The following is a 20189-nucleotide window of genomic DNA, read 5'->3' as shown; positions in this document are numbered from 1 at the left end:
ATATGTAATACCCCTATAATCCGGGGTATTTTCACCGGTAGCTAAGATGATAACGGTGATTTGGTATTTTGAGCCGGGTAATTTTGGGGAGAGTGTCTGAGACAAAAGTAACTCGTCCGCAGGTGCGACAGTGGGTGGTGCCGTACATGGTGTGCTCCAAATGGGTTTCAGGGCAGCCGGTAATTGTATGCCATAGCCAGTATAGTATTGACATTGTCTCAACTCCTTTATAATAGATTAATCTTATTGTACTTTACCCTAGGCGGTGGTGGCAAAGGACGATGCAGTTGGCATGCTAGTGTAGTGGCAGATAACAGGTAATGACAGGCTGCCATATCGTCTAAGCTCACGAAATGGACGACTACGTGGTCGCTTTCAATAATTGGCAAAAATTTAGTGGTAATAATGCTTTAAGCGTATAGTATTAGTAATAGATTTTCAAGAACGAGAGGTGTTAGGTTGACTGTTAATAATGCCTATAAAGCAGGGCTGACTTTGATTGGGGCTGCAGCTGGTTTCGCTTTGAGCTATCCGCTGCAGTATAGCTTTTGGGGCGGTTTGATTCACAGCGGTTTTGGGGCTGCTATGGTAGGTGGTTTAGCTGACTGGTATGCGGTAACTGCGCTATTTCGTAAACCGTTATCCATTTCTTACCGGACAGCGATTATCCCCAAAAACCGGGATCGCATCTTTAAGGCCATTGTGACGATGGTTGAGGAGGAGATTGTAACAGCAGCGAATATTAAGGAAACGCTGGAAAAGGCGGGGATAGCCCGACTGGTGCTAAGCTATGTCAATAAGACTGAGTCCAGGCAGCAACTCTACTCTTTAGCAGGTGGTGTGGCCAGGGAAGCCGTCTATGAGATCGATGCTACCAAGCTATCCATGGCGCTGGAGTTGCTGCTGCAAGAGCATCAGGATAAAATTAGGCTGGCACCTCTGTCCGGACAAGCCCTTGAATGGTCTCTTGCCAAAGGCTTTGCTGATAAAGTGATTGAGTTGGCCATTGCCGAAATAAAACATATGGCAGGGGAGCCATACCTAACCGAGTTGATTGCCAGTATATACAGTCAGGCATTGAATGCATATGCGTCCAGGAAAAATCAGCGTAAGCTGGTTGGTTGGCTAATAGAAAACCTGCTAGACCTTGACCCCATGGCCGTAGCTGCCTTAATTCAGGACAAGCTTGTCAGCTTGCTGGAAGAATTGGAGTCTGGGCGGGAATTACCGCTGCGCCAATGTTTACGGGCCTGGTTGGCCGAATTTGCCAGTGGCTTGCAGCAGGATTCAGTATTGGCAGCAAAGGCTGAGGCTGTGTTACGCCCCTTACTGGTAAAGTTGGCCGAACACGTGGCTGATTTGCCAACGTCCCAACCAGAACTTACCGTGGGCTGGGTCACATGGGTGGTAAAGCAACTGGCAAAGTTGGCAGATGAGGCTGCGGCTGACAAACAAAAAATGGCTTGGGTTGATCGATATTTGGCTGATTTACTGGCACGTTGGGTTAGCCAAAATCATGGACAGATCGGGCAAATTGTCAATACCTATCTAGAAAGCTTTAGTAATGATGAGCTGGTGGTGTATATTGAGGATAAAGTGCTTGAGGATTTGCAGATGATACGAATCAATGGCTCGGTTGTCGGTGGTCTGGTTGGAATGCTGCTATTTTTCATTAGCTATGCGGTAGGGGTGAAATTATGAAAACGGTGAAACGGCGGGCTAATGCTGTACTGGCCGCTGCCGCTGGCTTCTTTGTGCTGGCGTTGGCGCTAAAATATAATTATCCAGGCAGTCGTATGGTAACTGGCTTGTTGACTATTACAGAGGCTAGTCTGGCAGGCGGTGTTGCCGACTGGTTTGCCGTGACAGCACTATTTCGCCGGCCACTTGGTTTTCCCTATCATACAGCGCTGATTCCCCGCAACCGGGAACGGGTTATCAGTGCACTCTCCAGGGCTGTTGAACAGGATTTTCTCAGTAAGCAGGCTATAAAGGCTCGGCTTAACCAGGTCAACCTACTGGATAAAATAATTGCCTATAGCCAGAGCACCGCTATGCGACCAATAGTCAAGGAAGGCATTGAAAAGGCAATCACTGAATTGGCAGAAACCCTTGATCCGACTGCTATCGCCAAACTGGGGGAGCGAGTGTTTAAACTTCTGTTAAAACGCCAGTCGCTGGTGCCTTATGTAACTGCGGGTATCTCCTGGACGCTGCAGCAGGGAAAAGACCGGGAAATCTATGGTGCCATCGTGGATAAACTGACGGTACTGGTACGTCAACCTGAAACCAGAGATATTATTTATCAGTATTTAGAACAAATAACAGAAAAGACCGCTAACAGGAATTGGTTGTCAGGATTGCTTACCGGGTTCCTGGAGATCACAGATGGAATTAACCTGACAGATGCCGCTGACGCACTGCATCAAGAGCTGATTAAAGCAGTGGATGAGCTTACGGATGAGCAACATCCGGTGTGCCTTTGGTTTCAGGAGGAGCTTGGAAAAGTTGTCGTAAGGCTGGAAACACCGGAATGGAAGAGGGCAATTGATAACTGGAAAGATGAGTTACTAAACCGCATTGAACTTGCGGAACCGCTGAGTGTTTTGGCTGAGGCCGTGTTGACAGCCTGTGCGCAGCCGACAGTCTACCGGGATTATGTAGTAGACTGGCTAACTGCTCAGGCTGCCAGCTATTGGCAGCAGTTTAAAGACAATGAGGCACTAAAAAACCAGGCTGAGGATTATTTAAAAAGACTGATTTTGAAGGTTGTCGATCAGGAGCATGCGCTTATTGGCAAAATAGCCAGCCGGGCGTTAAACAAGCTTTCGGACGAGGAGCTTAACCAGTTTATTGAAGATAAGGCCGGAGAAGATCTTGACTGGATTCGGATTAACGGGGTCATTATTGGCGGACTGGTGGGAGTGGGTATGGCGATTTTTAGACTGTTTTAGACTATATATAAATACTCGGCTATAGATACAGGCACCAGGCTCAATTGAGCTTGGTGCCTGTTTCGCAGTTACAGCCTAAGAGACGCTTCAGCGGCCAGTGGCGAACGTTCGCATTCGTCATGGTTTAAGGTTACTTGGAAACAGAGGTTGCTGCCTTTCATTTTTTCTGCTGCATAGACCAGACCGTTGGTGCGGCTGTCAAGGAAGGGGTGGTCAATTTGTTCCGGGTCGCCGAGGAGGATAATCTTGGTACCCAGGCCGGGGCGGGTAATGACTCCTTTGGCCTGACGGGGTGTGGAGTTTTGCATTTCGTCAAGGATAATCCAGTATTTTTGGAGTGAGCGTCCTCGCTGATAGGCCAGGGCTTCGGTCTGCACAATACGTTTGTCAAACAGCATCTGTACGGTGTCTTCGGCTTGCTCGATTTCTTTGGGCTCGGTTATGTTATGGCTGGACATAAGGGTAAATAAGTTGTCGCGTATGGCCCGCATGTACGGATCAATTTTATCTTGTTCAGAGCCGGGGAGGAAGCCAAGATCTTCGTCCATTGGTACATTGGGGCGGCAGATTAATAGGTGATGGTAGGCACGGGGGCGGCAGTCAAGATGGTTGTATAGTCCGACCGCCAGCGAATAGAAGGTTTTGGCTGTGCCAGCCGGACCTTTAATAATAACAAGTGGCGCTTCTTCCGCGCTCAGCATCAGGCATTCTTGCATGAATACCTGACCGACATTGCGCGGCGAAACGCCAAAAGGATTGCGACTCCGGTATTGTAACTGCACGACTTTTTGACCGTCAAATCGCCCAAGGGCAGTGTGGCGGTCGTTGTCTGAAGAGCGGATTAACAAAAATTGATTGGTTACAAGCTCAATAGGGGTCATTCTATGGCTGGCTTCATCAAAAACCTGGAGCTTGTCAGGGTCTAAAACATTGCTATCGTTTTGATGAAAAGTGTCGATAATTTCAGAAGAGGTATATACTATAGCGCGGCCAGTATACTGTTCTTCGACACTGGCTACTTTTTCGTTACGGAAGTCTTCGGCGTGAATGCCTATAATGGAGGCTTTTACTCGCATGTTGGTGTCACGGCTGACTAAAATGGTGTCCAGATTGTCTTCAGCCAGACCTTTACATACTTGCAAAATGCGGTTGTCATGCTTTCCTTTCTCCCAGTACGGCGGCATTGGGGTATCCAGGTGGTTGGATTCAATGCGCATTAGTCCACCTTGTTCATTGAGTGCGACGCCAGTCAAAAGATTGCCTTGGGTTCGGAAATTGTCAATCATCCGGCTGACCAAGCGGCTATTGGTGCCGCGTTCGCTGGTTTCAGATTTGAACCGGTCAAGTTCTTCGAGCACTACCTCGGGAATGATTACCGTGTGTTCGTTAAAAGCAGTCATCGCATAGGGAGAGTGTAACAACACATTGGTGTCTAACACATAGTACTTAATCAAAAAGCAATCCCCCTTCTTATCTAAACATAACTGAGTAAAAAACGGCAAATAGTTAAGTGGTCTGCCTATATATTTAATTGTACGGGCAAAGGTGCGGGAGTATGTTAGCATTTTGTAAAATAGAAGTTAAATTCTAAAACAGGCTTTGCACCACCTAGCGTCTGGAAACATATATTACAAGAGCTTACTATATTGTATGAGCATAAGACAGAAAATGTAACCTTACAATGGATGGGGTGGCTGGAGAGAATGAGGCATATCGGATTAATTGGTGTTGGCCGAATGGGCAAAGTATTGGCAGGGAAACTAGCAGGCCATGTGAAACTGAAAATTTTTGACCGTGAGGATAGTCGACTACAGGCGGTAGTGGAGGAACTGGGGGTTTTGCCTGCTGCTAGTCTGGAAGAACTAGCTGAACTGGGAACGATTATTCTGGCGGTTCCTGACAGGGAGGTCATCAGTTTGATTAAAGATTTTAACCAGCTGCACCAGCCAGTAACTGTCATTAATGTAGCTACAAATGTAGCCCAGCATGTGCTGGAATCAGCGGCAGCAAAACAAGTTGTCTGTATTGGGGCTAAATTTGTTGCTCAAGCCAGCGAAATGGCATTAGGGGCCGAGCCAGTTATTATCGTAAATGAAAAGCCTGCCGAACTGGCGTTGCTAGCGCAGGAAATTTTTGCGCCAGTAGGCAAAATTATAATTGGCAATGCGGATATTGTAACCTATATAAATACACAGGCGGCCGAAAAGGCCTTGACAGCTGCCGTGCTTATTGAAGAAACATTGCGCTGCCAGCCTTATGCCAATGCGGATGTAATAAAAAGTGCTATCCGTCAGGTGGCTGCCGGGATATTGAAAGCCTACGCTGATGATGACCTGGGTCCGTTTGCCCGTGAGATTGTTAGGGCGATCAGGGCGAAACTGCGAATGTGAAGGACACTAGGGTGTTTTTAATTATTATTTGTACCCGGGGAGATGCCATATGGTATCTCCCAATTTAGCGTTTTCGGCAGGATAAAAGAATTACTATTGTACTTGCTATGGCTGGTAGCGTTAGTTTTCACTGCATAATTTCTCCTTTCAAAAGTTTAAATATAAGTCTATACTAAAGTATATAGAGCATTTCAATGGGGAGACAGTATAATCCAGTTATCCAGTTGGAGGATTTGTCCAACATAAGAAAGCTGCTGTTTAGGCAGAAGGCTTGGAATTGCCACCGGAAGCCGCGTGGCCTTGTGCCCGCGGTAGTTCACCGCGAATAATTATTAATTATGACAAAATCACTATTTGACTGAAAGACCAACTACTGACAGCCAAGCTGTTTACGCTTTCGCCTATAATGGTTATTATTCCTATGATTGTTGTTGGTGAACGATCACGATAGGATCGACTTTTTGAAAGTGAGCAAAATGATTGGTTCCGGAAACCGCACGCATGTCATTAGTTGGAGAATAATAGGGGATAAGATATGAAAGAAACCTTTCGGGCGCTACGACATCGCAATTATCGACTATTTTATTTTGGCCATGGTATGTCGCTTATTGGTACCTGGATGCAGCGAACGGCAACAGTTTGGCTGGTATATCGTTTGACACAGTCACCAGAGGTATTGGGTAATGTTGATTTTTCCGGCCAAATTGCCGGAGTTGTGCTCATTCCGCTTGCAGGGGTATTTTTAGACCGTTGGAACAGATATCGGGTGATACTCTGGACGCAGGTATTAAGCATGGTGCAGGCACTGGCGCTGGCCGCGCTGGTATTTAGCGGTACAATTGCGGTATGGCATATTGTTGTACTTAACATGATATTAGGGATGATTAATTCATTTGATATGCCGGCCCGGCAGGCGTTTGTTGCTCAGATTGTTGAAGACAAGGCAGATTTGCCTAATGCTATTGCATTAAATTCTGCGATGTTTAATGGTGCACGGATTATTGGACCTTCAGTGGCAGGACTGGCGATTGCTGTCTTGGGCGAGGGATTATGTTATTTGTTTAATGGGCTGAGCTATATTGCCATCCTCGGGGCACTATTGGCAATAAAGCTGACAAGGCCGCAGACACCGGCACCTGATTCGGAAAATATTCTGGCAGGCTTAAAGGAAGGCTTCGTTTATACCTATAGGTTGCTGCCTATCCGGATGGTGCTTTTCCTACTGGTGCTGGTAAGTTTAGTGGGTTTTCCTGTTCTGCCGCTGATGCCGCTATTTGCCGGACAAGTACTCCACGGTGGCTCAGAAACGCTAGGCTGGTTAATGGCGGCCTTCGGCCTGGGTGCGCTTATGGGTACGATTTTTTTAGCTTCCCGAAAAAGTATAGCAGGTATTGAAAAAGTCATTACAGTAGCTTCCATTGTTTTTGCGGTGGGATTAATCGGATTTTCGCTATCAACAACACTATGGATATCGCTCGTTATTGCCCTTGTTATGGGCTTTGGAATGATTGCCCAGCTGGCTTCAACCAATACGATTGTGCAAACGCTGGTTGATGAGGATAAGCGTGGGCGGGTGATGAGTCTATATGTATTATCTTTTGGTGGTATTGGGCCAATTGGCAGTTTGCTTGCCGGTCAAATGGCAGGCCTGATTGGGACTGCGACTACCTTTATCATTGGCGGTGTGCTGGTGCTGCTTGGCGCAGGAATTTTTGCGTGGTATTTAACGGCCTGGAGGTCTGAAGCCCAGGCTGTACTGGCCCAAAAAGGTGTTTTATAACTGCCAGTGATGTACTTGCTATATACTGCAACTGAAAATAAAGGTGTGGTTGAAAAATGTCATATGATAATGTGATCCTGCAATACCTTACATAAGGAGTTGCAGGATTTTCTTTAGTAGCAGTATGAAGAATGTTTGCATATTATGTAGCAAAGAAGAGTGGAAGGAGGGGCTTGCGTGGCGAATAAAAAACGCCCTTATTGGGAAGAACCTGAGATTGAAGATTGGGAAGATGACGAAGAGGATTGGGAAGATGACGATAATGTCAGAGGAAACAGACAACTACTGCCTTTTATTGTTGGTTTGGGGTTAGGAATAGGGTTTGGCTGCCATCCCCGGCGATTTTGCAATCCCCGGCGATTTTGCAATCCTCGCTGGTACTGTTATCCGCGGCAGGGATGTTACCCATGGCAGGGATGTTACCCACGTCTATGTTTTCCGTTATAATAGAGATTTACGTGATTTGGCTTCCTAATGTGGAAGCCTTTATTATTATATGCTATACTTAAATCAAAATGTGACTTTGAAAAAGGACACATTACATAGTTGGTGAGGTTATTATGATTTGCATAGAAGGTTTAGTGAAAAAATACGGGGAACGGACAGCTGTAAACAATTTAAATCTAACGATTGCGCAAGGGGAAACATTTGGGTTGCTGGGCCCTAATGGGGCAGGGAAGACTACTACGATACGAATATTGACTATGCTTACTCGTCCGACCGCAGGCACTGTTACCATTAATAGGTATCGCCTGCCACAGGAGGAACTGGCCGTTAAAGCCGTTATTGGCGTTGTGCCGCAGCATTTTAATCTTGACATAGATTTAACAGCCCGGGAAAATCTCAACTTACATGGTCGCTTGCATCACATGCCGCGAGCCGAGCGGGAGCAACGGGTCGAAGAACTATTGGATTATGTTGAACTGAAAGAGCGGGGCAATGATATGGTGAATACTTTTTCCGGCGGCATGAAGCGGCGGCTGATGATTGCGCGGGCACTATTGCATCAGCCCAAGGTGCTTTTTTTGGATGAGCCTACCGTTGGACTGGATCCGCAGGTTAGGCGGCGGCTGTGGGATTTGATTCGCCGGTTAAATTCGGATGGATTGACGGTGTTATTGACTACCCACTATATTGAAGAAGCAGAAAATCTTTGTAAGCGGGTAGCCATTATGGAAAAAGGGCAACTGATTGCGCTTAACAGTCCAGGGGCGTTATGTGAGCGACTAGGCAGTTACGTTGTTGAATGGAGCGAAAGTGAAGGCACGCAATACCGGTTCTTTGCCAGTCGAGTGGAGGCCGCCGCATTTGCCGGCACCCTGGCGGTTAATGCTACGCTGCGAAACACTAACCTGGAAGATGTTTTTATTGAATTAACTGGACGCAGAGTGAGCGGCTAAAGCCGCAGCCACGATGAGACTGCCAGAAGGCGTATGAATAAACGTAACGTTCTGCCCGGCATTTAGCCCCAAAAGCTAAGAATGGTTTTATTGGTTTTTGTACAAAATACACTTGACTGCTGGTAGCGCATATTGTATAATCGAAAACAAGTTAAATAGCTTCTGCACGATGAACAGGAAGTTGATTGCTGTGAGCTTCAGAGAACTGGTGGTTGGTGCGAGCCAGTGTGAGTAGCAATGAATTCCGCCTGGGAGTGGCTGATGATGAATCTGACGGGTCCGCCCGGTATAGCGGCAAAAGTTGGCTGAAAAGCAACATGGGTGGCAACGCGGGAGAATGCTCTCGTCCCTGTAGAGGGATGGGGGTTTTTTTATATATTTTTAACGTTGTCTTTTACGTTGTGGACGGCTTGAAACTGGGTGGCACCGTGGGAGTTCTATCCCGCCCCAATACCTTATACTATTGGGGCGGGATTTTTACTTTACTATTATGAGGTGATTTTGTGAATAACAGTGTTAAACGAGCCTATAATTTTAATGCCGGACCGGCAGCCTTGCCGCTGGCAGTTCTCAAAAAGGCCCAAGCAGAACTGCTTGACTTTAATGACACCGGCATGTCTATCATGGAGCACAGTCATCGTGGCAACGCGTATGAAATTGTTCATAACCGGGCCATTGAACTCTTAAAAGAATTGCTGTCAATACCGGAAGGTTATGAGGTCTTATTCCTGCAGGGTGGCGCCAGTCTCCAATTTTCTATGGTCCCGATGAACTTTTTACCTGCTAACAAAAAAGCAGGCTATGTGATGACAGGTGTCTGGTCAGAAAAAGCCTATGCTGAGGCCGAAAAACTCGGTGAGGTATTTGTGGCCGCTACTACTAAAGAAGGAAATTATTCCCAGATGCCGGCTCTTAAGGAAATTAACTATGATGCTGATACGGCTTATCTGCATATTACCTCCAACAACACGATTTATGGTACCCAGTGGCATGCTTTTCCTAATACGGCTGGAGTGCCATTGATTGCCGATATGTCCAGCGATATTTTGTCTTGTCCTATTGATGTGAGCAAATTTGCGCTTATTTATGCTGGGGCTCAGAAAAACATCGGGCCTTCGGGTGTAACGGTTGTTATTATTCGCCGTGATTTTTTAGAGCAGGCTAAGAAAAAGGGGCCAACAATGCTCCAATATGCTACCTTTGCCAAAAACAACTCTTTATACAACACGCCACCCACCTTTGGTATTTATATGATGAAATTAGTGCTGGAATGGATGAAAGAGGAAGGTGGTTTGCTTGGTATCTACAAGCGCAACCAGGAAAAAGCAGCCCTAATCTATGATATTATTGATGCCAGCAATGGCTTCTATAAGGGGCATGCTCAGCTAAGTGCCCGTTCATTAATGAATGTCACTTTCCGTCTGGCTGACGAGAACCTGGAGAAAAAGTTTTTGGAGCAAGCTAAACAGGCTGGTTTTGTGGGTCTTAATGGTCACCGTTTGGTTGGCGGCTGCCGGGCTTCTATTTATAATGCTGTACCCTACGATTCCTGCCAGGCGTTGTGCGACTATATGCTTGCCTTCCAAAAGGAAAATTCCTAACTTGCGCATTAAAGAAGCTGGCTGGCGCATGCCGGTGGTGTATTGACAACGCTCCACCACTAGCGTTTGACTTCCGCTTTTACCAACACGCCACCCGCATGCATAAAGCTTTAACAGTTGTACATAGAAAAATACAGAGGAGGGAAATATGGCAACAACACGATTTATATTAGTTCGTCATGGGGAAACAACCTGGAATAAAGAAGGACGCTACCAGGGGCAGATTGATACCCCGCTTACAGCTTTCGGGCGCGAGCAAGGCCAACTGGCCGCTAAAGCCCTTAAGGATGTTCCAATCGATGTCTGTTATGCCAGTCCGCTCAGTCGGGCTGTTGATACTGCTATGATGTGTGTGGCGGCTCACGGATTGCCGGTAAATACCGACAGCCGTTTGTTGGAGATTAATCATGGCGAGTGGGAAGGTCTCCTGAGTGATGAGGTTGGCAAAACATATCCGGAACTGCTTGCGCAGTGGAAAACCACCGCAGTGGGCGTTACTATGCCAGGGACAGGTGGCGAAGGCCTTGCAACGGTTCGTGACCGGGCTATGATTGCTTTTCGCGAAATGGCTGAAAAGCACCAGGGACAGACTGTACTGGTGGTAGCGCATGACGCAGTCAATAAAGCTGTGTTATGTGACATGTTAGACATTGATTTGTCTCATTTCTGGCAAATCAATCAGGATAATACCTGCATTAATGTATTTGAATACCAGGATGGAAAATGGCGACTGGTGCTCATGAATTCAACGAACCATCTGGGTTTCTTGTATAGCGGTATTGAGCAAAAAGGGTTGTAGTTACAAAGGCGAAATTGCCACTGTTGGTGAGCAATTTCGCTTTTTAGCTATTTATTTTCTAAGATGTTGCAGATATGTTGTTTTTGGGGATAATTTTGGCAATAATAGCAGGGATTATAGTAAAAGACGCGAACATATTATAGTAGTTAATAACAATTACAGATAAACTCAGTAAAGGAGTTGTTAATATGAATCAAGATAATGGTTGTAATGAAGCCGGCTGCGGCTCGTCCTGTGACTGCGGTTGCTCCGGTTGTGGCCCGGTTGTCGAGGAAAGTCAATTTAGTAAAGACATGCAGGCACTTTATGATGCTGGTAAAACGGCGGACATGCTGGCAGCGTGCAGCAAGCTGCTGGCTGCAGAGCCTGATAATAGTGAAGGCTATTTTTGGCGCGGCGTAGTGGCAGCTGTCGCTGGTAACTTTGAGCAGGCGATTGCCGATTACAGCAAGGCAATTGAACTTAATTCCTGCAAAGCAGTTTATTATTCTTACCGTGGCAGTGCATATGCCATGCTTGAGGATATCAAAAATGCCGTGATGGATTATTCTCAGGCGATGTTTTATGATCCTAAAGATTGGATGAATTACGCAAACCGTGGTGTGCTGTATCTTAATAACAGTATGTTTGAGCATGCTATTGATGATTTATCCAAAGCTCTTGAGTTAGAGCCGGCAGATATGGCATCTTACGTAAATCGGGGTGACGCCTTTGCTGCCCGCAATTTGTATTCCACAGCGATTGCCGACTATAATAAGGTAATCGAGCGCTTCCCGGAAGAACCCACTGTATTGATTAAGCGGGGACAGGCTTACTATGAGATCGGTCTCATTGAGGAAGCATTGGCTGATTATAATAAAGTAATCGAGTTGGAACCAGAAAATATGCAAGCTATTGCCATTAGAGCCTCTATCTATATGGGCCAGGAAAGAACCAGCGAGGCTGTTGCTGATTTTACCCGCGTTATTGAGGCTGATTCTAGTGATGACAGACCATACTTTTTCCGGGGCATTGCCTATGCCGCTCAAAAGAATTTTGATGCGGCCATTGCTGATTTTACCCATGCGGTAGAGCTTAATCCGGACAATGTGCTGGCTTACCATAATAAGGCACTATGCTGCGAACTGCAACAGCGTACTGCTGAAGCTATTATTGCTTATAAAGAACTTATCATGCGAGCCAAGCCAGAGTCACCGGAAGCAGCTCATGCTAAGGAACGGCTGCAGGCTTTAGAGCAAGAAGCAGATGGAACGCAGTTGCAATAGGAGGATTACTTCGATGGAAAAAAGACGTTTAGGCCGAACTGGCTTTTTGGTAACACCAATTAGCTTTGGAGCGCTGCCTATGCAACGCTGTACAATGGAGGAAGCTGGTGAAGTGCTTATTGCTGCTTTGGATGCCGGGATAAACTTCGTTGATACAGCCAGAGCCTATACGGACAGTGAAGCCAAAATTGGCAGATACATAGCCAGCCGCCGCAGTGAGTATTTTCTGGCTACGAAAAGTATGGCCAGAACCAAAGCAGCTATGACTGAGGATATTGCTACTAGTCTGGCTACAATGAAAACCGAGTATATTGATATCTATCAACTGCATAATGTCAAGACTGAACAGGAATGGGAAGCTGTTATGGCGCCAGACGGGGCACTTGTCGCCTTGAAAGAGGCTAAAGCCGCGGGGAAAATTCGTCATATCGGCATAACCGGCCATAATGTGGATATGCTGATAAGGGCGGTCAAAACTGGTGAGTTCAGTACTGTGCAGGTCCCCTTTAATTGTGTGGAACAGCGGGCTATGAACGACTTGTTTCCTTTGGCGAGGTCGCTTGACGTCGGTATGATTGTGATGAAACCACTGGGGGGCGGCCTTATTGATCATGTAGACTTAGCATTGCGCTTTGTATTGCAACAGGAAGGTGTAGTTGCTATTCCGGGAATGGATCGGATAGAGCATGTTACCGAGAATTTGGCTGCGGCCCAAAACTTTAGACAACTTAATCCTGAGGAAACGGCCAAACTGAACGCCTTAGCCGCAGAACTCGGCTCTAATTTCTGCCGCCGCTGTGGCTACTGCATGCCTTGTGCTGCTGGAATTGATATTCCACAGATGTTTATTTTTCATTTACAATATACAAGGTATGGATTAAAGACGGCTATTCCAGCGCGGTACCAAGGGGCTAAGGTCAAAGCTTCGGCGTGCATCGAATGCGGGGAGTGCGAGGAGCGTTGCCCTTACAATCTGCCCATTCGTGAGCGGATAAAACAGGTGGCCAAAGACCTCGGGTAGTTAATACAAGGAGGAGTACATATGGCCGAAGATAACAAGTTTGATATTGCCATTATCGGTGGTGGTCCGGCAGGGCTGTCTGCCGCATTGACAGGACGCATTCGCAATAAGAATATTGCGGTGTTTGAGCATCTCGATTTTAGTGAAAAACTGCAAAAAGCGCATAAGGTTGATAATTATTTGGGATTGCCGGAGGTTAGCGGCAAAGGTCTGATGCAGCATTTTACCGGACATGCGCTGGCCCATGGGCCGAAGCTTGTTAAAGAAAAGGTAATGAACGTATTTCCCGGTGACAACATGTTTACCCTGCTCACACCGCAGACTACCTATGAAGCCAAGGCTGTTATATTTGCTACCGGTGTGGTAAGTACCCTCTTATTCGAAGGCGAGCGGGAGCTATTGGGCCGGGGAGTCAGCTACTGCGCTACCTGCGATGGCCGGATGTTTGACGGGAAGGATGTAGCTGTTATTTCCTATACTGAGGAAGGTGAGAACGAAACGGTATTTTTAAGTGAGCTCTGCCGTAATGTCTATTTCCTGCCGCAGTATAAAGGTGACTTTGCTAGGATGCGGGCACCGATTAAGGTACTTTCGGCCAAGCCGAAGGCCATTGTTGGTGACGGACAAGTGGAAAAGCTAGTAACAGATAAGGAAGAAATTAAATTGCATGGGGTCTTTATTATGCGTCAGTCCGATCCTGTTGAGAATCTGTTGCCAGGCTTGGAATTAGATGGTGAAGTCATCAAGGTTAACCGGGACATGTCAACTAGCATTCCCGGGGTATTCGCTGCCGGTGATTGCACCGGTAAACCCTGGCAAATTGCCAAGGCCACTGGCGAAGGGCTTGTCGCTGTGCTGAGTGCGATAACGTATATTGATAAAGTAGACTTAGCTTGAGGTGGGCCCATCTCATAAAATACATGGATATTTGGAAGCTATCACGATTTAATTCTGACTCATCAAAGAGAAATAAAAGCATAATGCGAAATAGTTATGCCCCTGGCGTGTGCCGGGGGCTTTTTGTACTTTTATAGGGTACCTTTGCTTAATCTGCTAATTTTTCGTTCATAGTATAGTTCTAGTAAGTTTGGAATGGTTTCAGATTTCAAGTCATTACCAGGAGCTAGTTCCTGGCATTTTTCTACGGCTGCTTTCATGTCATAATATACCTCCCATTTAGCTTTAACCAGATCTTTGCCTGTTAGTCGCAGGAGGTAAGCCGGATGGTACGTGGCAATCGCCGGGATGTTATGTTTTGTGGTAAACCAGTGCCCCCGGTCTTTGGTAATGCGAGCGGTGGGCGCAAGCAGATATTTTAGAGCTACACTGCCTAAAGCAATGATAACTTTTGGCTGTATTATTGCTATTTCTTTATCTAACCATAGATTAGCGCAAAATTCTCCTTCCTCTATGGTTGGAGTGCGATTTTTATTAGGTCTGCATTTTATAACATTTGAAGTGTAAGCTTTATCTCTTGTTACACCTACGCTCCATAAGGCCTTATCTAATAATTGACCGGATGGTCCTACTAAAGGCACACCATATTCATCCTCGACGCCTCCGGGTCCTTCGCCAATAATTGCTAATGGGCTACAACCAGAACCGTTATATGATGTTGGCCCATGATTATTTTCTTGGCACAATTTACATTGATCGCAGGATAATATAGCACTTTCAAGATCAGAAATAGAAGAGAACATATACTATGGCCTCCTTGCTTGGTAGTAGTTGTTTACTTCGAATATGGTTTAGTTCGCGTAACTTACAGGAAAATCCTTTTGTGAAAAAGGATAATAAAAGATCAGTGATAGGAAAAACTTTATGTGGTTATGTCAAGGTTGTTTAGCTAGTCGTGGATGATACGGTGTTGCCAGTACTTTACATTCTGTGCTGAATAATGTATAATTTTATAATACATAATAATTGTATCTTGATATCGTTAGATGCAATGACAGGGCATGCATGATGGAGAGTTTTCAGAGAACTGGCGGCAGGTGCGAGCCAGTAACAGCATTATGCTATCCACCCTCTGAGCATGCGGTGATGAGCCGCACGGTCCACGTCCGTTATGCGTGTCGAGTGGACTGTTGGTAGTCAAGCAGGGTGGCAACGCGGGAGCTAAACTCCCGTCCCTATCATAAGGGACGGGAGTTTTTTATGTTAAGGAGGAAGAAACATATGTTGGATATTAAATTTGTGCGGAGTAACCCTGAAATTGTGGAGCAAGCACTAAAAAACAGGGGTTCGGCTATGAGTTTGACAGAGTTTATCAAGCTCGAAAAAGAACGGCGGGAGCTATTAGCTGAGGTTGAAATGCTCAAAAACAAGCGGAATACTGTTTCGCTGGAGATTAGTCAAAAGAAGAAAGCCAAGGAAAATGCCGATGATATGATTGCCGAAATGCGGGAAGTAGGCGACAGTATTAGCGCAATTGATGCCAAGATAAAGGAAGTCGAAACTGGGCTTGCCGATATTATCATGAGCATACCCAATGTGCCACACGCCTCTGTACCTGTAGGCAAAGATGAACAGGACAATCAGGAAATGCGCCGCTGGGGTACGCCGAAGGAGTTCGCTTTTGAGCCAAAAGCCCATTGGGAGATCGGAGAAAAGCTGGGGATTCTTGATTTTGAACGGGGCGGCAAGGTAACCGGGGCGAGATTTACCTTTTACCGGGGCTTAGGTTCCCGGTTAGAACGTTCACTTATCAATTTCATGCTGGACCTTCATACCAAAGAGCACGGCTATACCGAATTTTTTCCACCCTTTATTGTCAATGAGGCCAGTATGATCGGTACAGGTCAATTACCCAAGTTTGCCGAGGATATGTTCAAACTGGAAGGTCTGAACTATTATCTTATCCCGACAGCCGAGGTGCCTATTACTAACCTGCATCGCCAGGAAATTTTGGATGCCAAGGATCTGCCACTCTGTTATACGGCCTATAGCGCCTGTTTTCGGGCTGAGGCCGGCGCGGCTGGTCGCGATACTCGCGGCCTTATCCGTCAGCACCAGTTTAATAAGGTAGAAATGGTTAAATTCAGTTTGCCGGAAGAATCTTATAACGAGCTGGAAAAGCTGACCCTTAATGCCGAAAAGGTTTTGCAGCTGTTAGGTCTGCCATACCGTACCATGCTGCTAAGCACGGGTGATATGGGCTTTTCTTCGGCCAAGACCTATGACCTTGAGGTCTGGTTGCCGAGCTTTAACGCTTATCGCGAAATCTCGTCCTGTTCCAACTTTGAGGATTTCCAGGCCCGGCGCGCTGAAATCAAATTCCGCCGCGAGCCTAAAGGCAAGCCGGAATTTGTTCATACCCTAAATGGCTCCGGTGTCGCAATCGGCCGGACAGTAGCTGCTATTTTGGAGAACTATCAGCAGGAAGACGGTTCGGTTATTATACCTGAATTGCTGCGCCCATATATGGGTGTTGATGTGATCAAATAAAATAGATTGACAGTAATTCTTATCCTTTGTTACATTGAATTAACAATCAAATATTTTCGGATTGATGGTTATAGAGACTGCTTGACTGCGGCGCCGAAGGAGTAAGACTTTGTTAAATTCTCAGGCATAATGGACAGAGGCAAAGGGAATCGTTCCCTTTGCCTCTGTTTTTAGTTTGTCCAGATGGAAAGTCTCCAAGTAAATTCTAGGTACAATAGTTTAAAAGGAACTGATTTGTATGACATAAGTTGGTGCTATTTGTCTGCAGAGGACAAAATAGCATTTTCATTTGAAACGTTTCGTGGAAATTGTTATTTGGAAAGGGTTGCCAATATACCTATTATCAGATATAATGAAAAACAAATGAAAATCATTATCAATAAGCTAAAGCTGATAATTATGCTGGGAATGCAGTACCAAAAAAACAGATATTGTTTCTTAGTATATGGTTTATAATCGCTATCCACAAAAAGGGGGGATCATATATACATGTATATGAAACAAAACAAGCTGCAGGTTAAGGAGCTAATTACTTTAGGTGTACTTAATGCGGTATTCATTGTTATTTTTTCTATTGTCGGCATAGTTCTGGGAATGTTTCCAGTCACTTATCTATTTATGCCGGCGGTGGTGGCTGTCCCATTGGGAGTAGTGTTCATGCTGCTGATGGCCAAGGTTGCCAAAACCGGGGCATTTTTGATCAGCGGTATTTTACAGGGGGCAGTATTACTACTGTTAGGAGTTTACTGGCCTGTGATCACTACAATTGTCATTGCGGCAATGATTGGAGAACTCATTGTTCAGGGGGCATACAAAAGCTTTAAGAGAATTGCAACAGGATATGCAGCTCTAATTTGCGGGTATTCCCTTGGTTCTTTTGCACCTTTAGTATTCTTTGCAGATGCTTATAAAGCAATGGCTGTTGGCAGGGGATATGATGAGGGATATATCAATAAACTTATTGAGCTGTTAAATGGACCGGTGTTATTGGGCATTTTGGTGGTATCAATAGCGGGTGCATTGCTGGGGGCTTTCCTTGGCAAGAGGATTATGAAAAAACATTTTGTTAAAGCCGGTATTGTGTAAGGGAGTGAAATTTGACCGCTTTCATAACTAGCGGTTAATTTTTTTAAACGTTAAATGATAATGAATATCATTTAACAAGACGAAAAATTGTGAGGTGTGAATAGTGCAAAATACAGATGCGGCTATACAACAAGAAGCTTCGGGTACTTTTGTAGAAAATAAAAGGATGAATTTCATGGAGGGAAGAACAAAAGGCTTGCAGGATATAGATCCCAGGATGAAAATCATTATATCGCTGGCTTTCAGCACGATGCTTTTTCTTACTGCTCAGAAGATTACCATTTTTGTATCTTTGATAGCAACTTTTGCAATTTTATTGCTTTCCGGAAAGGGTAAGAATGGTGTGAAATTGCTAGTGGCTTATACGTTCTTTGCAAGCATAGATTTTTTAACAGCTTTTGCTGGCCCTGAAAGTGTCAGGGTGCTCCTGGGAGTCTTCCTTTACAGTTTTATGAAGTTTATTCCAGTCCTCATGCTGGGAAGCTGGATTGTTGCCACAATAAAGGTAAATGAATTTATGGCCGCTATGGAAAAAATGAGGCTCCCAAAGAATGTTATCATACCGCTGGCAGTGCTTTTAAGGTTTTTACCTACGATTAAGGAAGAACTGGGCTATATTAAGGACACCATGAAAATGCGCAATATAGAGCTATCTTTTAGCGGGATACTTTTTCATCCCATCAAGACGATGGAGTATATTTTGGTTCCCCTGCTTATGAGAAGCGTGAAAGTGGCTGATGAGCTATCAGCGGCAGCGCTAACCCGGGGTATTGATGGAGAGAATAAAAGAACATCTTTGCGCGAGGTGCGGATATTATTCTCCGACGCAGTGAGTGCATTTTTATTTATTGGGCTTGCTGCAGTGCTCTGGTATCTGGACAAGACTGTGTTTGACAGTCTGGTGATAGGGAGGATACTGGCGTGATTGAGATAAAGAACGTAAGCTTCAGCTATAATGAAGGGCAGACTGAAAGCCTGTCTGACATCAATTTGCAGGTTCAAAAGGGTGAATTTATTTTACTTTGCGGCCGAAGCGGTTGTGGCAAGACCACTGTTACCAGGCTGCTCAACGGCCTGATTCCTCATTTTTATGATGGGTCTCTAAAAGGAACGGTTTTTATTGAAGGCAAAAGTATCAGCGATATGAAATTGCACCAGATAGCAAAGCGGGTTGGCTCTGTATTCCAGGACCCCCGGTCCCAGTTTTTTACCGTGGATACCACCTCGGAAATAGCCTTTTCCTGTGAAAATATGGGCATAGAAAGACCGGAAATGATTGCTAGGCTGAATAGTACGATTGCAGCCATGAAAATTGAGCAGCTTTTGGCAAGAAGCATATTTAAGCTATCCAGCGGCGAGAAACAGAAGATTGCTATCGCTTCCGTCCATGCGGTGGGGCCTGCTGTTTATGTATTGGATGAGCCCTCAGCCAATCTGGACCATCAAGCTACAGAAGAGTTAAGAAAGATCCTTTGCCTGTTGAAAGCAAAGGGCCATACGGTGATTATCGCCGAGCACCGCCTGTATTATTTGAAAGACCTTATAGACAGAGTGATTTACATGGATGGGGGGAGAATTGCCGCAGAGTATGACAGGCAGAGTTTCTTATCCATTCTTGATATAGAGCGTAGCAACAAGGGACTAAGGTGTGTTTACCCAGAAACACTGTCATTGCAGCGAGGCAGCAGCGAAATGCAGGCACAGGAGGCATTTCTGGAACTGGATGGTTTGTGCTTTGGGTATGAGGGTAGCTTGCCGGTGCTTGACAGGCTGTGTCTTAAGGCCGGAAAAGGAGAAATTATTGGAGTTACAGGCTTGAACGGCGCAGGAAAAAGCACCTTTGCGAAAATTCTCTGCGGACTGGTACATGAGCAAAAGGGTAAAGTAAAGATAAATTCGTTGCAAATAAAAGCAGGGGAGCGATTGAAAAAGGCATACTTTGTCATGCAGGATGCCGATTATCAGCTATTTACCGAAAGTGTCGGGGAGGAACTGAGGCTGGGAAATGAAGCCATGCTACTGCTGGCGGAAAAAGTAGCGGAAACCATGGAAACTCTTGGCCTTGCCGCATTCAAGGAACGCCATCCTGCTTCCCTCTCTGGTGGGCAGAAGCAGCGGGTGACCATTGCGGTAGCTATGATCAAAGGCTCGGACATATTGATTTTTGATGAGCCCACCAGTGGTCTGGATGCGGAAAACATGCGGCGGGTTGCTTCCCTGACGCGGAAGGTTTCTGAAGAGGGAAAAATTGTGTTTGTCATCACCCATGACTATGAATTTATTGTGCATACCTGTACAAGAATTCTACATCTGGAAGCGGGAAGGATTAGGGATGATTTTTTTCTTAATGACAGTAGTCTGGAACAACTGAAAAAGCTTTTTATGCTTACATGACACGTCTATAACCTGATCAATAGGGCTTATGAGTTGAAAGGTGAGGTGATAC

General features: G+C 45.6%; 19 protein-coding genes, 1 riboswitch and 1 other annotated feature. Of the genes, 16 read left to right on the top strand and 3 right to left on the bottom strand.

Translation table 11 applies throughout. The annotated features are described in order from the left end of the window. Nucleotides 1-31: 31 nt before the first annotated feature. Nucleotides 32-214, bottom strand: coding sequence for a hypothetical protein (locus SALPA_RS10065; protein ID WP_145093095.1), 183 nt, complete (start codon nt 212-214; stop codon nt 32-34). A 245-nt stretch (nt 215-459) separates the two neighbouring features. Between SALPA_RS10065 and SALPA_RS10060 the strand changes: the two genes are divergently transcribed. Both SALPA_RS10060 and SALPA_RS10055 read left to right on the top strand, forming a co-directional pair. Next, entirely contained in the window at nt 460-1701 is a 1242-nt protein-coding gene (locus tag SALPA_RS10060) for a DUF445 domain-containing protein (RefSeq protein WP_145093092.1), read from the top strand. Continuing rightward, entirely contained in the window at nt 1698-2954 is a 1257-nt protein-coding gene (locus SALPA_RS10055; RefSeq protein ID WP_145093089.1) for a DUF445 domain-containing protein, read from the top strand. Before SALPA_RS10060 ends, SALPA_RS10055 begins: the two co-directional genes overlap by 4 nt. A gap of 68 nt (nt 2955-3022) precedes the next feature. On the opposite strand, the gene SALPA_RS10050 is transcribed toward SALPA_RS10055, so the two are convergent. Further along, nucleotides 3023-4408 (bottom strand): PhoH family protein, encoded by a 1386-nt coding sequence (locus tag SALPA_RS10050; protein WP_145093086.1) that lies wholly within the window; start codon nt 4406-4408, stop codon nt 3023-3025. A gap of 249 nt (nt 4409-4657) precedes the next feature. Between SALPA_RS10050 and SALPA_RS10045 the strand changes: the two genes are divergently transcribed. From SALPA_RS10045 to SALPA_RS10000, 10 genes are all read left to right on the top strand, one after another. Next, a complete protein-coding gene (locus SALPA_RS10045; protein ID WP_145093082.1) occupies nt 4658-5344 on the top strand; it encodes an NAD(P)-binding domain-containing protein in 687 nt (228 codons plus the stop codon). A gap of 535 nt (nt 5345-5879) precedes the next feature. Then, the gene (locus tag SALPA_RS10040) at nt 5880-7124 is read left to right on the top strand and encodes an MFS transporter (RefSeq protein ID WP_145093079.1); all 1245 of its coding nucleotides are present in this window, start codon (nt 5880-5882) and stop codon (nt 7122-7124) included. A gap of 177 nt (nt 7125-7301) precedes the next feature. Beyond that, nucleotides 7302-7571 carry a hypothetical protein gene (locus tag SALPA_RS10035; protein ID WP_145093076.1) on the top strand — a complete coding sequence of 90 codons (270 nt, stop codon included), beginning with the start codon at nt 7302-7304 and terminating at the stop codon, nt 7569-7571. A 113-nt stretch (nt 7572-7684) separates the two neighbouring features. Continuing rightward, the gene (locus SALPA_RS10030) at nt 7685-8524 is read left to right on the top strand and encodes an ABC transporter ATP-binding protein (protein ID WP_145093073.1); all 840 of its coding nucleotides are present in this window, start codon (nt 7685-7687) and stop codon (nt 8522-8524) included. 227 nt (nt 8525-8751) lie between these two features. Further along, on the top strand, nt 8752-9018 hold the full coding sequence (locus SALPA_RS10025; protein ID WP_145093071.1) for a hypothetical protein: 267 nt from the start codon (nt 8752-8754) through the stop codon (nt 9016-9018). 9 nt (nt 9019-9027) lie between these two features. Next, the gene (serC, locus tag SALPA_RS10020; RefSeq protein ID WP_145093068.1) at nt 9028-10125 is read left to right on the top strand and encodes a 3-phosphoserine/phosphohydroxythreonine transaminase; all 1098 of its coding nucleotides are present in this window, start codon (nt 9028-9030) and stop codon (nt 10123-10125) included. 148 nt (nt 10126-10273) lie between these two features. Beyond that, complete coding sequence (locus SALPA_RS10015) at nt 10274-10924, top strand: histidine phosphatase family protein (RefSeq protein WP_145093065.1); 651 nt, start codon at nt 10274-10276, stop codon at nt 10922-10924. 188 nt (nt 10925-11112) lie between these two features. Next, a complete protein-coding gene (locus SALPA_RS10010; RefSeq protein ID WP_145093062.1) occupies nt 11113-12189 on the top strand; it encodes a tetratricopeptide repeat protein in 1077 nt (358 codons plus the stop codon). Nucleotides 12190-12202: 13 nt separating this feature from the next. Beyond that, nucleotides 12203-13210, top strand: coding sequence for an aldo/keto reductase (locus SALPA_RS10005; protein WP_145093060.1), 1008 nt, complete (start codon nt 12203-12205; stop codon nt 13208-13210). Nucleotides 13211-13231: 21 nt separating this feature from the next. Beyond that, complete coding sequence (locus SALPA_RS10000) at nt 13232-14107, top strand: NAD(P)/FAD-dependent oxidoreductase (RefSeq protein ID WP_145093057.1); 876 nt, start codon at nt 13232-13234, stop codon at nt 14105-14107. A 131-nt stretch (nt 14108-14238) separates the two neighbouring features. Here SALPA_RS10000 and SALPA_RS09995 read toward each other — a convergent pair whose 3' ends face one another. Then, nucleotides 14239-14910 carry a uracil-DNA glycosylase gene (locus tag SALPA_RS09995; RefSeq protein ID WP_145093054.1) on the bottom strand — a complete coding sequence of 224 codons (672 nt, stop codon included), beginning with the start codon at nt 14908-14910 and terminating at the stop codon, nt 14239-14241. 239 nt (nt 14911-15149) lie between these two features. Then, nucleotides 15150-15347 (top strand) — a binding site (T-box leader). A gap of 41 nt (nt 15348-15388) precedes the next feature. Here SALPA_RS09995 and serS point away from each other — a divergent pair. The 4 genes from serS to SALPA_RS09975 all read left to right on the top strand — a co-directional run bounded on the left by serS (nt 15389) and on the right by SALPA_RS09975 (nt 20137). Beyond that, on the top strand, nt 15389-16657 hold the full coding sequence (gene serS, locus SALPA_RS09990; protein WP_145093051.1) for a serine--tRNA ligase: 1269 nt from the start codon (nt 15389-15391) through the stop codon (nt 16655-16657). 60 nt (nt 16658-16717) lie between these two features. Next, a riboswitch (glycine riboswitch) is annotated at nt 16718-16804 on the top strand. Nucleotides 16805-17146: 342 nt separating this feature from the next. After that, nucleotides 17147-17743, top strand: a complete 597-nt coding sequence (locus tag SALPA_RS09985) for an MptD family putative ECF transporter S component (protein ID WP_145093049.1) — start codon at nt 17147-17149, stop codon at nt 17741-17743. 103 nt (nt 17744-17846) lie between these two features. Then, nucleotides 17847-18668, top strand: a complete 822-nt coding sequence (locus tag SALPA_RS09980; protein ID WP_145093047.1) for an energy-coupling factor transporter transmembrane component T — start codon at nt 17847-17849, stop codon at nt 18666-18668. Next, nucleotides 18665-20137: an ABC transporter ATP-binding protein gene (locus SALPA_RS09975; RefSeq protein WP_145093044.1), complete on the top strand. Its 1473-nt coding sequence runs from the start codon at nt 18665-18667 to the stop codon at nt 20135-20137. Before SALPA_RS09980 ends, SALPA_RS09975 begins: the two co-directional genes overlap by 4 nt. Nucleotides 20138-20189 lie beyond the last annotated feature (52 nt).

Source organism: Sporomusa sp. KB1, from assembly GCF_007830295.1.
Classification (GTDB): domain Bacteria; phylum Bacillota; class Negativicutes; order Sporomusales; family Sporomusaceae; genus Sporomusa.
This window is presented reverse-complemented; position numbering and strand designations above follow the sequence as displayed.

What these genes read in the sequence shown, in the direction of transcription:
- SALPA_RS09985 (WP_145093049.1), top strand. Translation starts at nt 17,147, where the DNA reads ATGTATATGAAACAAAACAAGCTGCAGGTTAAGGAGCTAATTACTTTA.
- SALPA_RS09995 (WP_145093054.1), bottom strand. Translation starts at nt 14,910, where the DNA reads ATGTTCTCTTCTATTTCTGATCTTGAAAGTGCTATATTATCCTGCGAT.
- SALPA_RS10045 (WP_145093082.1), top strand. Translation starts at nt 4,658, where the DNA reads ATGAGGCATATCGGATTAATTGGTGTTGGCCGAATGGGCAAAGTATTG.
- SALPA_RS10055 (WP_145093089.1), top strand. Translation starts at nt 1,698, where the DNA reads ATGAAAACGGTGAAACGGCGGGCTAATGCTGTACTGGCCGCTGCCGCT.
- SALPA_RS10065 (WP_145093095.1), bottom strand. Translation starts at nt 214, where the DNA reads ATGTCAATACTATACTGGCTATGGCATACAATTACCGGCTGCCCTGAA.
- SALPA_RS10015 (WP_145093065.1), top strand. Translation starts at nt 10,274, where the DNA reads ATGGCAACAACACGATTTATATTAGTTCGTCATGGGGAAACAACCTGG.
- serS (WP_145093051.1), top strand. Translation starts at nt 15,389, where the DNA reads ATGTTGGATATTAAATTTGTGCGGAGTAACCCTGAAATTGTGGAGCAA.
- SALPA_RS10000 (WP_145093057.1), top strand. Translation starts at nt 13,232, where the DNA reads ATGGCCGAAGATAACAAGTTTGATATTGCCATTATCGGTGGTGGTCCG.
- SALPA_RS10010 (WP_145093062.1), top strand. Translation starts at nt 11,113, where the DNA reads ATGAATCAAGATAATGGTTGTAATGAAGCCGGCTGCGGCTCGTCCTGT.
- SALPA_RS10030 (WP_145093073.1), top strand. Translation starts at nt 7,685, where the DNA reads ATGATTTGCATAGAAGGTTTAGTGAAAAAATACGGGGAACGGACAGCT.
- SALPA_RS10005 (WP_145093060.1), top strand. Translation starts at nt 12,203, where the DNA reads ATGGAAAAAAGACGTTTAGGCCGAACTGGCTTTTTGGTAACACCAATT.
- SALPA_RS10040 (WP_145093079.1), top strand. Translation starts at nt 5,880, where the DNA reads ATGAAAGAAACCTTTCGGGCGCTACGACATCGCAATTATCGACTATTT.